The sequence below is a fragment of the Parafannyhessea umbonata genome (assembly GCF_012844235.1).
Taxonomy (GTDB): Bacteria; Actinomycetota; Coriobacteriia; order Coriobacteriales; family Atopobiaceae; genus Parafannyhessea.
In genome coordinates, this window is sequence record NZ_JABAGR010000006.1 from 96,037 (window position 1) to 110,406 (window position 14,370).

The 14,370-nt window shown below is 67.4% G+C and carries 12 protein-coding genes; 11 read left to right on the forward strand and 1 reads right to left on the reverse strand.

Annotation, left to right across the window (positions count from 1 at the left end; all coding sequences use genetic code 11):
* The first annotated feature begins 132 nt into the window (after positions 1–132).
* From HF885_RS10650 to HF885_RS07200, 11 genes are all read left to right on the forward strand, one after another.
* Positions 133–972 (forward strand): CPBP family intramembrane glutamic endopeptidase, encoded by an 840-nt coding sequence (locus HF885_RS10650; RefSeq protein WP_170104255.1) that lies wholly within the window; start codon positions 133–135, stop codon positions 970–972.
* A gap of 125 nt (positions 973–1,097) precedes the next feature.
* Complete coding sequence (locus tag HF885_RS07155; RefSeq protein WP_170104256.1) at positions 1,098–1,556, forward strand: YhcH/YjgK/YiaL family protein; 459 nt, start codon at positions 1,098–1,100, stop codon at positions 1,554–1,556.
* Between the two features lie 618 nt (positions 1,557–2,174).
* Positions 2,175–3,770 carry an ABC transporter substrate-binding protein gene (locus tag HF885_RS07160; protein WP_170104257.1) on the forward strand — a complete coding sequence of 532 codons (1,596 nt, stop codon included), beginning with the start codon at positions 2,175–2,177 and terminating at the stop codon, positions 3,768–3,770.
* Positions 3,771–3,896: 126 nt separating this feature from the next.
* Positions 3,897–4,853 (forward strand): ABC transporter permease, encoded by a 957-nt coding sequence (locus tag HF885_RS07165; protein WP_090861299.1) that lies wholly within the window; start codon positions 3,897–3,899, stop codon positions 4,851–4,853.
* A 2-nt stretch (positions 4,854–4,855) separates the two neighbouring features.
* Positions 4,856–6,910 (forward strand): dipeptide/oligopeptide/nickel ABC transporter permease/ATP-binding protein, encoded by a 2,055-nt coding sequence (locus HF885_RS07170; protein WP_170104258.1) that lies wholly within the window; start codon positions 4,856–4,858, stop codon positions 6,908–6,910.
* The gene (locus tag HF885_RS07175; protein WP_090861301.1) at positions 6,911–7,732 is read left to right on the forward strand and encodes an ABC transporter ATP-binding protein; all 822 of its coding nucleotides are present in this window, start codon (positions 6,911–6,913) and stop codon (positions 7,730–7,732) included. It begins immediately after the preceding gene.
* A gap of 136 nt (positions 7,733–7,868) precedes the next feature.
* A complete protein-coding gene (locus HF885_RS07180) occupies positions 7,869–8,843 on the forward strand; it encodes an acetylxylan esterase (protein ID WP_170104259.1) in 975 nt (324 codons plus the stop codon).
* 1 nt (position 8,844) lies between these two features.
* On the forward strand, positions 8,845–9,888 hold the full coding sequence (locus HF885_RS07185; protein ID WP_170104260.1) for an acetylxylan esterase: 1,044 nt from the start codon (positions 8,845–8,847) through the stop codon (positions 9,886–9,888).
* 78 nt (positions 9,889–9,966) lie between these two features.
* Positions 9,967–10,893 carry a dihydrodipicolinate synthase family protein gene (locus HF885_RS07190; protein ID WP_170104261.1) on the forward strand — a complete coding sequence of 309 codons (927 nt, stop codon included), beginning with the start codon at positions 9,967–9,969 and terminating at the stop codon, positions 10,891–10,893.
* A 100-nt stretch (positions 10,894–10,993) separates the two neighbouring features.
* A complete protein-coding gene (locus tag HF885_RS07195) occupies positions 10,994–11,962 on the forward strand; it encodes an ROK family protein (RefSeq protein WP_170104262.1) in 969 nt (322 codons plus the stop codon).
* Between the two features lie 49 nt (positions 11,963–12,011).
* Positions 12,012–12,701, forward strand: a complete 690-nt coding sequence (locus HF885_RS07200; RefSeq protein WP_170104263.1) for an N-acetylmannosamine-6-phosphate 2-epimerase — start codon at positions 12,012–12,014, stop codon at positions 12,699–12,701.
* Positions 12,702–12,762: 61 nt separating this feature from the next.
* Here HF885_RS07200 and HF885_RS07205 read toward each other — a convergent pair whose 3' ends face one another.
* Positions 12,763–14,367 carry an FAD-binding protein gene (locus tag HF885_RS07205; RefSeq protein ID WP_170104264.1) on the reverse strand — a complete coding sequence of 535 codons (1,605 nt, stop codon included), beginning with the start codon at positions 14,365–14,367 and terminating at the stop codon, positions 12,763–12,765.
* Between the last annotated feature and the right edge of the window lie 3 nt (positions 14,368–14,370).

The window sequence follows — 14,370 nt, forward strand, 5'->3', positions numbered from 1 at the left end:
CCTAGTCATCTTTGATTCTGATGCCACCCTGGTGGGCGGCATGCGCAATCGGAGCCTGGGGGTGCGCTCATGTCTGATGGGAATGCGGCTAGGAATGCTTGGACCACAAGGGGGGCCGTAGCCCTCTTCCTTGTGATCGCCTTTGCACTGGACTGGGCGTGTTGGCTTGTTGCGGGCGCGCACTCGGGCTGGGTCATCGACGAGACCAGCGGCATCTGGGGCCCTCTGCTTGCCGCCTCGATGTATGGCCCCCTGGTTGCCGCCGCCGTAGTCAGAAGGGTGCGAGAAGTACGCGTCCCCACTGGCTGGCGGCCTTGCCTTAAGGGGGGCGTCCGGTGGTACCTCCTGGCGCTTCTCGTCCCGCCCGTACTCACTCTCGCGGGCGCTGCCGTCTACTTCCTCGTGGCCCCTGGGGACTTCGATCCCCTCGCCACGCGCTATGCCGCCGCTGCGGCAGCTCAGCTGGGCGTCGATGCCGCCCGAGTGCCCGAGGTGATGGCGGTCCAGGTGCTCTTCTCCGCTGTCCTCGTGCCGTTCTTCAACATGCTCCTTGCGATTGGCGAGGAGGCGGGTTGGCGCGGGTTTCTCTATCCCGCGCTGGGCGATCGGATGCCCAAGGTCCGCGCGGCCGTGCTCTCTGGGGTGGCCTGGGGTGCGTGGCATGCGCCCCTTATTGCCATGGGGTACAACTACGGTAGTGACTACCTGGGGTTTCCTGCACTGGGGATAGTCGCCATGACGGTGTTCTGCATGGCGTTCGGGGTGTTTCTGTGCTACCTGCGCGAACGGTCGGGGAGCGTGTGGCCTTGCGCGCTCGCGCACGGGTCACTCAACGCCGTTGCCGGCCTGGGCTTGTGGTTCAGCCGCAGCGGGTATGGCATCTGCGGGCCAACGCCCCTGGGGCTCCTTGGGTGCATACCAACCGTGTTGCTGGCGGTATGGCTGCTTGTAAAGAGCTCGACGTCGCGCTAGGGACCGCCCGTGCCGCCGGGCTTGCAAACCGCTTCCGCCCGCCTATGAGTCGGCGTCCCTCCCGCCTGACGCGTTTAGTATCGACGCCAATCGATGAAATGCGGAAGGAATGCGGAAGGGGAGCCATGATTGCAGCGACGCTTGACCATCTGGACACGAACGACCTTACCGGTGCGAGGTTTCGCGAGGCGTTCGACTGGATCGCGTCGCAGGACCTGGAGGCGCTCGCGCCCGGCCGCCACGACATCGACGGCGACGACGTGTTCGCGAACGTGTTCGAGTTCGATACCGTCCCCGCATCCCAGAAGCACTACGAGGCCCATCGCAGGTACTACGACATCCACTTCCTCATAAGCGGGGAGGAGAAGATCGGCGTGGCGCCCGTGGCGGAGCTTGAGCCGCTGCAGGAGTTTGACGACGAGAACGACTTCTGCCTGTATGGCGAGTCGGACCGCGCCTCATGGGTCGTCCTTCGCCCCGGCGAGTTCTGCGTCACGCCTCCCGAGGATGCGCACAAGCCCGGATGCTCGGTGGGAAAGCCGGCGCCGCTCAAGAAGATCTGCCTGAAGGTCGCGGTTGGGTAGCCGTAGCCAATCCGGACGAATAGACATAAATAACTAAATAAGAATGCCCTGGTGTACGTCAAGGGGAGCTGTGTGCCGCCATCGTTTGCAACGGGGTGGTGCAGACCCACCTTGCCCATCCGCCATGCTGGTGTGCGCAGTGTTTCTAATGTATATCAATTCGTGGTCATCCAATATTTAAAAACATTTTGCGCTGGTGCGTCCCTGCGTCGAGACAGCTGGTTTTTAACTGGTCACAAACTGGCTGCTGGTATTAAAGGTAAGTACCAGTAAATGCACGATTACGTGGGTGTTTAGAATTAGTTTACAAATCACAAATAAACCACTTGGCCATATTTTGGGGCAGAATAGCGTATTTGTGAAAATCTATTATCCTAGTGCGTTCTCTCATGAATTGCAAGTAACGAGAAAAACGAGACCGCCTATGCCCGCAAGCCATAGCACTGGCCGAAACAGAATTGAGGTCGGCTGTGCCCATGGTCTAGCGTGCGAGATAGACAAGACGAGTCGCGCCTTGGGCGCCGGGCATCCGTCGGTCACCAGAGTGGTTGTTCGAGTTAGTTTGCAATTGTGTGTCACAAGGTGAGGCAGCTGGAAAACGTAGGTGAGGAGAGAGTAATGGAGAAGTACCTTTCGCGTCGTTCGTTCCTTGGTGTGAGTGCAAGTGCCGCGATGATGGCAACGCTCGCGGGCTGCGGTGGGTCTGGCAGCGATGACTCCGGAAGCGCCTCCGGATCCGGCAAGGAGGGTGGAGCCACCCTGAGCGTCGGTTCCGCATACGCCCCCTCTTCCTACGACCCCGCCAACTGCTCCTCCGCCTTCTGCCTGAGCGCCAACAGCAACGTCATGGAGGGCCTGTACAACATCGACCTCCACGACTACAGCGCCACGTATGGCCTGGCTGACAAGGACCCCGTGAAGGTCGACGACAAGACCTACGAGGTGAAGCTCCGCAAGGGCGCCAAGTTCTCCGACGGCACCGACGTCACGGCCGACGACGTGGTCGAGTCCTTCAAGAAGTCCTCTGCCGAGGGCGGCATGTACGTCTCGTTCCTGTCCATGTTCGAGTCCATCGAGAAGAAGGACGACACGACCGTGACCGTCAAGGTGTCCATCCCGAACTTCTCGCTGCTCAAGGAGCGCCTGGCCATCATCAAGATCCAGCCGAAGGACATCACGACCGACGAGGCTTCCGCCAAGCCCGTGGGAACCGGCCCCTGGATGTACAAGGAGCTCTCCGACACGTCCGCCCACCTCGTTCCCAACAAGAAGTACAACGGGTCTCACCCCGCGAAGGACAAGAAGCTCCAGATCGACTCCCTCGTGGACGCCACCGCGCGCGTGACCGCGCAGGAGGAGGGCTCAACCCTCATCTCCGAGTCCGTCCCGCCCGAGTCCATCGACCAGCTCAAGTCCGACGGCTGCAAGATCGACAAGGTCGAGGGCTTCGGCACCCGCTTCATCATGTTCGACCTCGACAAGGACCCCTGGAAGGACGTCAAGGTACGCCAGGCCATCATGTATGCGCTCGACACCAAGAAGATGATCGAGAACGCGTTCTCCGGCCTTGCGAACATCCCCACCTCCTACCTGCCCAAGAGCTTCTCCTCCTATCACAAGGCCTCCGTCACCTACAAGTACGACCTCGACAAGGCGAAGCAGCTCATCAAGGAGTCCGGCATCACCCCTGGCAAGATCGTCCTGCGCACCACCGACAACGCGCAGGTCGTCGCAATGGGCACACAGGCCCAGCAGGACCTGAAGGAGCTTGGCTTCGACGTCGAGCTGAAGAGCGACCAGTCCCCCGCGACCTACGCGGCCATCGACCAGATGGACTCCTCGTGGGACATCCTCATCGCCCCTGGTGACCCCTCCTGCTTCGGCGGCGACACCGACCTGCTCCTCAACTGGTGGTTCGGTGACAACGTCTGGATGAAGACGCGCTGCCACTGGAACGAGAGCGCGGAGTGGAAGGAGCTCAACAAGCTCATGAACGAGGCCCTTGGCCAGTCTGGCTCCGAGCAGCAGAAGACCTGGAACAAGTGCTTCGACATCCTGGCCGAGAACGTCGTCCTCTACCCGGTGCTCCAGGTCATCACGCCGACGGCGTCCTGGTCCACCAACGCAACGAGCGATGGCTACGCCGTCAAGGGCTTCAAGGGCATCGGAACCACCGGCGTCGATCTCACCGATGTGCGCACCGTCTCCAAGTAGGGACGCAAATGCCGTGCCGATAGGGCGCGACTGAAGACGTAGGGACCTGAGATTGAGACCTTCGCTCAGGTCCCTACGTCTGATTTTTTGAACAGGACTCAAGTCGCATGAGAGGGGAGAGTACGAATGAATAATCTTTTGCGGCTCATCGGAAGACGACTCATCGCGTTGCCCATCATGGCAATCGGCGTCACCTTCCTGGTCTTCTTCCTGATGTCGTTCTCGACGATCGACCCCGCGTACAAGGCGCTGGGCGAAAGCGCGACGCCGGAGCAGGTCGCCGAGTACCACAAGGAGTACGGACTGGACGATCCGTGGCCCGTCCGCTACGTCCGCTACATGGGCAACCTCCTTCACGGGGACCTCGGCACCTACAGCGCCCGCCGCAGCTCCGTCGCGACGCGCATCTCCAAGGCGCTTCCCGTCACGATGCAGCTCACCTTCATAGGACTGCTCATCGGCGCGCTCGTCTCGTTCCTTCTCGGCGTCATCGCCGCGCTCTACAGGGACAAGTGGCCTGACCAGCTGATCAGGCTCCTCTCCATTGCCGGGCTGGCGACACCGTCGTTCTGGCTGGCGGTGCTCCTGATACTTCTGTTCTCCTCGAACCTGCACCTGCTGCCCGCGTCCGGCATGCTTCCCGATCCCGGCAAGAACTTCGGCGCGTACATGGCGCGCATGATCATGCCGGCGATCTCGCTTGCGGTGCCCCTCACGGGACAGATGACCCGCATCGTGCGCACCGCCATGGTCGAGGAGCTCGACCGCGACTACGTCACCACCGCACGCGGCGCAGGCATCCCCGAGAAGGTCGTCATCGCGAAGAACGTCCTTCGCAACGCCCTCATCACGCCGGTCACGACCCTCGGCATGAAGATCGGCTACCTCATGGGCGGCGCGGTCGTCATCGAGGTCATCTTCAACCTCCCCGGCATGGGCATGTGCATCCAGGACGGCGTCTCGGGCAACGAGCCGAACCTCATCATGGGCGTCGTCATTGTCGTCGCACTTGCCTTCATCGTCATCAACATCGTGGTTGACATGCTGTACCTGCTTATCAACCCGAGGATCAGGAGCGTGTAGCCATGCTGACAAGAAGAAAGGAAGGAGCCGAGGAGCTCGAGGCGCTGTCCGCCAAGAAGCCCAGCCTCAAGGGTCTTGGCAGCATGCGCACCAGCTCGAAAATTGCGCTCGGCATCCTCGCTGTCGTCGTGATCCTCTCGATCCTGGCGTCCGTCATCGCGCCGTTCGACCCCTATGCCATCGACATAGCGCGCAAGGCCCCGACGGCGGCGCATATCTTTGGAACCGACGACAAGGGCCGCGACATCCTGTCCCGTATGCTGTACGGCGGTCGCATCTCGCTCGTCATCGGCTTCGGCGCCACGCTGTTCGCGCTCGTGACCGGCTCCATCATCGGTGCCATCGCGGCCGTGTCCCGCAAGTGGGTGTCCGAGGTCATCATGCGCATCCTCGACATCATCATGTCCGTCCCCGGCATCGCCCTCGCGGCGGTCCTCGTCACCATCCTCGGCAAGTCCGTGCCGGCGATCATCTTCTCGATCGGCTTCATGTACATGCCGCAGATCGCGCGCCTCGTTCGTGCGAACATCATGAGCGAGTACGGCGAGGACTACGTTCGCGCGGTCATCGTCTCGGGCGCCCGCGCCCCGTGGATCCTCGTGAAGCACGTCCTTCGCAACTGTGCCGCGCCGATCCTCGTGTTCACCGTCACGCTCGTCGCCGACGCCATCATCTTCGAGGCGTCGCTCACCTTCCTGTCCGCGGGCATCGCGGAGCCGACGCCGACATGGGGCAACATCCTGGCCGACGCCCGCGCGGGCGTGCTGTCCGGACGCTGGTGGCAGGCGCTCTTCCCGGGCATCGCGATCATGGTCACGTGCCTTGCGCTGAACATCCTCTCCGAGGGCATCACGGACGCCATGGCGGCGGCCCCTGCCGCGCCGGTTGACGCCGAGAACAGCGAGAGCCGTCGTGCGGACGACATCCTCGCCTCCGACCCCGTCCGCGCCTACAAGGAGCAGGCGGCCTCCCTCGAGCGCAGGCTTGGCGCCCTTCGGAAGGTGGAGCTCGCGCGCACGGACCGTCACGTCCCGGACCTGTCCGTCAAGCCCATACTCTCCGTCAGGGACCTCTGCATCAGCTTCCCCTCGCATGGCGACGTGAACGTCGTGGACCACGTCTCGTTCGACGTCCGTCCCGGCCAGTGCATGGCGCTCGTGGGCGAGTCCGGATGCGGCAAGTCCATCACCACGAAGTCGATCATGAACCTCCTGCCCAAGACGGCCAGGATCTCCGGCGAGATCGACTACAAGGGCACGGACCTTCTAAAGATCAGCGACGAGGAGCACCGCAAGCTCCTTGGCACCGAGATGGCCATGGTCTATCAGGACGCCCTCTCGTCGCTTAACCCGTCCATGCTCATCTCCGCTCAGATGAAGCAGCTCACGAGCCGCGGCGGCACCCGCAGCGCGGAGGAGCTCCTCGAGCTCGTCGGCCTCGACCCCAAGCGCACGCTCGAGAGCTACCCGCACGAGCTTTCCGGCGGCCAGCGCCAGCGCGTGCTCATCGCCATGGCGCTCACCCGCGACCCGTCCCTCGTCATCTGCGACGAGCCGACGACCGCCCTCGACGTGACCGTCCAGAAGCAGGTCATCAAGCTCCTGAACGACCTCCAGGCAAAGCTCGGCTTCGCCATGATCTTCGTGTCCCACGACCTCGCGCTCGTGGCGGAGGTCGCATCCGAGATCACCGTCATGTACGCCGGTCAGATCATCGAGCAGGCCCCCACAAAGGAGCTGCTCACGAACCCGATTCACGAGTACACGCGCGGTCTTCTGGGCTCGGTCCTCTCCATCGAGGAGGGCGCGAAGGACGGCTCCCGCCTGCACCAGGTGCCCGGCTCCGTGCCGTCGCCCGAGGACTTCCCGAAGGGCGACCGCTTCGCGCCGCGCTCCAGCCACCCCACGCTCGGCCTCGACGTGCACCCCGTCATCAAGGCCCTGCCGGGAGGCTCACACCACAAGTACTCCGAGCTGCCCGACGAGTACCTCGAGAAGAACGGCCTTCTTCCGTACCTCCAGAGGGCCGGCATTGCGACGGCAAAGGAGGTGAGGTAGGTGAGCGACGCCACGAAAGAGGAGCCCATCATCTTCCTCGACGACATCTCTGTGACGTTCAGGACCCGCACGGGCTCCATCCTGCACCCGAACCTCGTTCACGCCGTCCAGGGCGTGACCATCAAGCTCATGCCGGGCGAGACCGTGGGCATCGTGGGCGAGTCCGGCTGCGGCAAGTCCACCACGGCAAACGTCATGTGCGGCCTGCAGTCGCCCACGTCCGGTCACGTGTACTTCAAGGGGACGGACGTCACGAAGCGCACGGCGGACCTGCGCAAGAAGATCGGTCGCGTCGTCTCGGTCGTGTTCCAGGACCCCGCGACCGCGCTCAACCCCCGCATGGTCGTCCACGACCAACTGCGCGACCCGCTCCTTGTGCACAAGGTCGGCACCGCGCAGGAGCAGGAGAGGCGCATCAACGAGCTCATCGAACTCGTCGGCCTTCCCAAGAGCGCCCTGCGCGCCCTGCCGGGGCAGCTGTCCGGCGGCCAGCGCCAGCGCGTCGCCATCGCGCGTGCCATGTCGCTGCAGCCTGACGCGATCATCGCGGACGAGCCCACCTCCGCGCTCGACGTGTCCGTCCGCGCGCAGATCCTGAACCTGCTGACGGACCTCAAGCGCGACCTCGGGCTGTCCATGATCTTCATCAGCCACGACATCCAGACCGTGCGCTACATATCCGACCGCATCATCGTGATGAACCACGGCCAGATCATGGAGCAGGGTCCGGCGAAGCAGGTGTTCGAGCACCCGCAGGACGCCTACACGAAGACGCTTCTGGGCGCCGCGCCGTCGCTTCTGCACCCGAAGCTCGGCCAGTAGGGTAGTGGTGCCCGGCGCGCTGGGCCGGACGCTCGGGTTCCGGCGCGCCGGCACGCCCCCGGAGGGCGGCATGGCAACGTGACGTCCTCCAGGAGCGTGCATGAGGCAAGGCCAACGTGAAGAAGGGGGTGGGACCATGGTGAGCGAGACGGAGCTGGCAAGGCTCGAGGCGTATCGCGGCGCGAGCGCGATCCCGGACGACTTCGACGAGTTCTGGGACGAGCGCATGGCGGAGGCCGATGCGGCGCCGCTGGACTTTGAGGTCGTGCCCGCTGACGCGCCCAGCACGCCCACGTGCCGCCTCAGCGACATCTGGTTTCGGGGCGTGCGGGGCGAGAAGGTCTACGCCCGCTACCTAAGGCCGCTCGGCCCTGCGGGCGACGGCCGCCCAGTGCCGTTGGTGCTGAGGTTCCACGGCTATCCCGGCCGCACGCGCAGCTGGTTCGAGAACTGCTCCTTCGCGGGCATGGGGTTCGCGGACATCACGATGGACAACCCCGGCCAGGGCGGCCGCAGCCAGGACGTGGGCGCGTATGCCGGCACGACGGTCGCGGGCCACGTGGTCCTGGGGCTGGACGGCGACCCCAGGGACCTGTACTACGTGCGGCTGCACCAGAACGTGCGCGTGCTGTGCCGCATCGTGCGCGAGCTGCCGGGGATCGACCTGTCGCGCGTGTGCGTGTACGGGGACTCGCAGGGCGGCGGCGTGGGCCTCGCGACCTGCGCGCTGAACCCAGACCTCGTGAGCAGGGCCGCCATCCTGTATCCGTTTCTGAGCGACTTCCGCTCCGTGTGGGAGGACGGCGCGGACGAGGTTGCGTACGAGGGCATCCGCTACTACTCGCGCTGGTTCGACGCAGACGGTTCGCGCGCGGACGAGTGGCTGGGGAGGCTCGGCTACATCGACACGCTGGGCTTCGCGCACCGGGTGCGCTGCGACGTGCTGTTTGGCACGGGCCTTGCGGACACCGTGTGTCCGCCGAAGACGCAGTTTGCGGTGTACAACGCGTTGACGTGCGAGAAGAGCCACATCCTGTACCCGGACTTTGGCCACGAGGAGATACCCGCCTTCGACGACGAGGTGCTCCGCTTCTTCTGGCAGGGGGCGTGACATGGGCGGCCTGACGCGGCAGATGCGCGTGTTCGAGGCATACGACGGCACGTCGACGGTGCCAGTGGACCTTGCGGGTTTCTGGCGCTGCCGCCTTGGTACGGCCGCGCCGCTTGCACCTGACGCCGTGCGCCGCGAGCCCGCCGGCTTCGACACGCCCGTCGCCACGTACGAGCGGCTGACGTTTGCGGCGGCGGACGGCGCGGAGCTGCACGCGCGCTACGTGTGCCCCCGCGGCGCGGGCGGCGCGGACCGCGGCGGCGTCGGCGCGCCGCGCGTGCCCACGGTGGTGATGACGCACGACGTGACGTGCGGTCCGCGCGGCTGGCACCACCTGACCCGCTTCGCGGCCATAGGGCACGCCGTGGTCGAGCTGGAGCGCAGGCCGTGGTCGGGAAACGTGTGCGCCGGGTGGGAGCAGGGCCCTGCAGCCCTGCAGATGACGCGCCTGATAGAGGACATGGCGCGCACGGCCCAGGCCGCGGCGTCGCTTCCGCGCACGGACGTGGCGCGCCTGTCCGCGTGGGGCGAGGGCCTTGCCGGCGCGCTCGCCATCGACGCGGCCGCCGCCCTGGACGCGTGCGATGGCACGGTTCGCCTGCGCCGCGTGGCCGCGCTCAACCCCATGCCGGCGGACGTGCGCGCCACGTGGGAGGCCGGCGGCTCCAGGCTCGTGTACGCAGCCGTCAGGAACCACTTCCGCGTGGAGGACCCCACCGCGGCGCGGGAGGCCGCGTTCTTCTCGGCGCTTGACTACGTGGACGCGGCGAACATGGCGACGCTGCTTCGCGGCTCGCTGCTGCTGGGCACGTCGCTGATGGACGACGCGGCGCTCCCGCAGAGCCAGTACGCGGTCTTCAACCGCGCGCCGGGCGAGAAGCGCCACATCACGTACCCCAAGTGGGGCCATGAGCGCGTGAACGACTTCGAGGACGCCCTCATGGCGTACCTGGTGGCGCCGTGGGGCGCGTCGCGGGCGGGGGCCTGCGACGGCGGGGCCCGCGGCGGCGGGACTTGCGGCGGCACCGCGGGAGGAATAGGTTAGATGTCCGCCGGGCCGAGCGGCCCGCGGATTGGAACAATTGCAGCTATGTGGCCGCGTGGCCACGGATGAGGAGGAGACATGGCAGACTTCAAGATCAGGGGCGTCGTTCCGCCCGTCACCGTCCCGGACACGGACGACCACCAGCTGGACGTGCCCTCGTTCGAGCGCGTCATCAACAGGATGATCGACGCGGGCGTGGACGGCCTGTTCTTCCTGGGGTCCACGGGCGAGGTCGTGTTCTCGACGGACGAGCGCCGCGACCAGATCGTGCGCGAGGCCGTGAGGATTGTGGACCATCGCGTGCCCGTGCTCGTGGGCATCATCGACACCGAGACGGAGCGCATGCTGGAGCACGGCCGCCGCGCGCTCGCGCTGGGCGCGGACGCCCTTGTCGCGACGTGCCCGTTCTACGCGCTGCAGGGCATGGCCGAGGTGGAGGAGCACTTCCGCATCCTGCACAAGGAGCTGGACGCGCCGATCTTTGCGTACGACATCCCCGTGTGCGTGCACACGAAGCTGCCGTGGAAGCTCCTGGCGAAGCTGGGCGCGGAGGGCGTGCTTGCCGGCGTGAAGGACTCCTCCGGCGACGACGTGTCGTTCCGCTACCTGGTGCAGGCAAACGAGAAGAACGGACACCCGCTCACGCTTCTGACCGGCCACGAGATCGTGGTGGACGGCGCGTACCTGGGCGGCGCGGACGGGTCTGTCCCGGGGCTCGCGAACGTGATCCCCGTGCCGTACGTGGAGCAGTGGAAGGCGGCGCAGGCCGGCGACTGGGCCCGCGTGAAGGAGCTGCAGGACCAGATCAACGAGGTGTCGCACATATTTGACGTGACGTCCGGCGTGCAGGGCTACGCAGGCGGCGTCGGAGCGTTCAAGTGCGCGCTGAACCTCATGGGCGTGTTCGACTCCAGCCAGATGCCGAGGCCCGTGAAGCCGCTCGAGGGCGCCAACCGCGAGGCCATCCGCAAGGTGCTGGTGGACACGGGCGTGCTGAAGGCGTAGGGCGCGGCTCGCACGGTGCGGCCGCGGGCGCATGCCGGCCGGTGGCCGGCGCGCCGCGGCGGCGCGGACGTACGGGGCATGCGATAGGTTGGGAGATGCGATGGATGAGGTCAAGAGGGTAGTTGCCGTGGACGTGGGCGGCACGAAGGTCGCGGCGGCGCTCGTGACGCTGACGGACGCGGGCGAGCCCGCGATCGAGCACTTTGGCAAGGCGCCCACGGAGGCGAAGCTCGGCGGGGCCCACGTGCTGGAGGTCATCGTGGGCCAGGTGGAGCGCGTGCTTGGCGAGGCCGGCGCGGATGGCGTGTGCGGCATAGGCGTATCTACCGGCGGCGTGGTGGACCCGCTCACGGGGGACATCACGTACGCGAACGACATGATGCCCGGCTGGGGCGGCACGCACCTGGGCGCAGAGCTGGAGGCGCGCTTTGGCCTGAAGGCGCGCGTGATGAACGACGTGCACGCCCACGCGCTGGGCGAGGCCCGCTGGGGTGCCGGCAGGGGGGCGGAGTCGGTGTTCGTGTGCGCGGTGGGCACGGGCATCGGCGGCGCGTTCGTGGAGCGCGGCCACCTGCTTCTGGGCGCGCACGGAGCCGCCACCAACATTGGCCACGTGACGTGCGCGGACGCGCGCGGGATCCCGTGCCAGTGCGGCGCGGTGGGCCACGTGGAGACCATCGCGGCGGGCCCCGGCATCCTGGAGCGCTACCTGGAGCTGGGCGGTGCCAAGACGGACGAGAAGGGCGCTCCCGTGGACGGCGCGTACGTCAGCCGCGCGGCGGAGGCCGGCGACGCGGCGGCCGTCGCGGCCGAGGAGCGCTCTGGGCGCGCGCTGGGCGAGGTGCTTGGCAACATGGTGAACCTGTTCGACCCGGAATGCGTGGTGCTTTCCGGCTCCGTGGCGAAGTGCGGTCCGGTGTGGCACCGGGCGCTCAGGGCCGGCTGGGACGGCGCCGTCATGCCGCCGCAGGCGCACACGCCCGTGCGCGACGGTCAGCTGGGCGACAACGCGCCGCTCGTGGGCGCGGCCGAGAACCTTGCCCGCTCCGCGTACGTCGGCCTCGAATAGCACGATCTTCAGCCGCGGCCGCACGGCCGCCTATGGGAAAGGTGAAGCAATGGAAGTAGCTCCTCTCGTCCAGTCACTCAAGGGCAGGCTCGTCGTGAGCGTGCAGGCGTATCCCGGCGAGCCGCTGCGCCACCCGGAGACCATGGCACAGATGGCCCAGGCGTGCGAGGAGGGCGGCGCCGCGGCCATACGCTGCCAGGGCCTGGCGGACATCGCCGCGATCAAGGGCCGCGTCGAGGTGCCCGTCATCGGCCTGTGGAAGGAGGGGCACGAGGGCGTGTACATCACCCCGACGCTGCGGCACGCCGTCGCGTGCGTGAACGCCGGCGCGGACGTGGTCGCCATCGACGCGACGGACCGCCCGCGGCCGGACGGGCGCACGTTTGCCCAGACCGTGCGCGACCTGCGCGCGCAGTGCGAGACCCTCGTGATGGCGGACTGCATGACGATCGAGGACATCAGGAACGCCGTCGCGTGCGGCTGCGACCTGGTCTCGACCACGCTCAGCCACAACAAGCCCGCCATCCAGACCACCATGGACGAGGGCCCGGACCTGGACCTGCTGCGCCAGGCCACCGGCGAGTTCCCGGGGCTGCCCATCATCTGCGAGGGGCACGTGCACACGCCGGCGGACGCCGCGGCGGCCATGGGCGCCGGCGCGTGGGCCGTGGTGGTGGGCACGGGCATCACGCACCCCACGAGCCTGACGAAGTGGTTCTGCGCGGCGGTCGAGGGATAGCGGCCGGCTCGGCCGTCACGACCGTAACGACCGGCTCGACAGGCGCGGCCGCCTGCCGAGGCTAGCCCCTGCGCACGAGGCGTGCGCAGGGGCTGCCGTTTCGCATGCTCACGACGATGGGCGCCGCGTACTCCCCGCGCTGGCGGGGGTGGTCGGCGCGATAGTGGGCGCCTCGGCTCTCGCGCCGCTCGAGCATGGCACGGGCGGCGGCGAGGGCCGACGTGACGAGAAGCGCGAGACGCCTTTCTCGCGTGGTGGCGCTCATGTCCAGCAGGGTGTCGACGGCACGGGCGAGGCCCTGCTCGTCCCGCCCGACCAGGCAGTGCTGGGACATGGTGCGGCGCAGCAGCGCCACCTCTGCGGCGACCCGGGCCGCGCCGGCATCGGATGCGCGCCAGGCGCGGTCGCGCGCCCAGCGGGGCAGCGCGGGCGCCGCCAGGGGTGCGGGGGCGTAAGACCCGGCGGCCTCGCTTCCGGCAATCTTCCCAAAGACAAGCGCGTTTGCGCTGGAAAGGCCGCCTATGCGGTCCGCACCGTGCATACCTCCCGTCAGCTCGCCGCACGCAAACAGGCCTAGTGGCGCGCCCAGGCACCGCGCGTGCGCATCGATCGCGACGCCGCCGTTCGAGGCGTGCGCGTAGTGGCAGATCCTAAGGTCGCGCGCCCAGCCGGGACCAAGCGCCCGCCGGGCCCACCGCACGTACGTCCCCACGAAGTCCGGAAGCGGGCTGGGCAGGTCGTACTCCACGGTGACGCCCTCGGCGCCCGTGGCGGCGACGGCCAGGTCAACGGCAAGGTCCGGAAGGCGCGCCGTCATGGGGCCGTGGGCCGACCTCATGCGCAGCAGCGCGTCGTCCACCGCAAGCCGCGTGCCGTCGGGCGCAAGCAGCCGCGCGTAGCGAAACGTGCGCTCGTTGAAGACGATGCCCCGCGCAGGGGCGAGAAGACCGCACATGATCTGCTGGAACTCCACGTTCACGAGGCGCCCACCGTGCTCGAGCACGATGGCGTGCGCGCACCCGCCGACGTCCGGCCCGGCGAGCGTGCGGTCGAACAGGCCGCCGAGGCCTCCCGTGGCCAGAACCATGCTGCCGCACGGCACGCACGTCAGGTCGCCCGTCGCGCGGTCCAGAAAGATGCCGCCGCACACCCGGCCCGACGCCTCGAGCACGTCCAGCAGCTCGAGGCCGGCCGTGTGCGCGACGCCCTTCCCGCGCAGCAGGCGCCCGACGGCGCGCGCGTAGCCCTCGCGACGGATGCCGTGCCAGTCGCGGGTGGCGTGGTCGAAGCAGGGCACGTAGTCGCGCTCGCCCTCGCTTCCCGCCGCGGGGCGCGCCAGCTCGCAGCCCTGGGCGGCGAGGTCCTCCACCGCCTGGGGGATGCCGCGCACGAGCGTGCGCACAAGGGCCTCGTCCGCCATGCCCGCCCCCACGCGGCAGACCGTGCGAACCAGGTCCTCGGCATCGTCCTCTCCGCACGGTCCCACAAGCCCAAGCCCCCACGTGCCGGGAAAGAAGCTCGAGCCGGAGAACAGGGGGCCCACGGACGCGATGCGCACGCGGGCCCCCTGGCGCGCCGCCGCAAGCGCCGCCTGCGTGCCGGCGAGCCCGGCGCCCACCACCAGCACGTCGCAGCGCCCGAACGTCCGCATGCCCCTAGGCCCCATGCG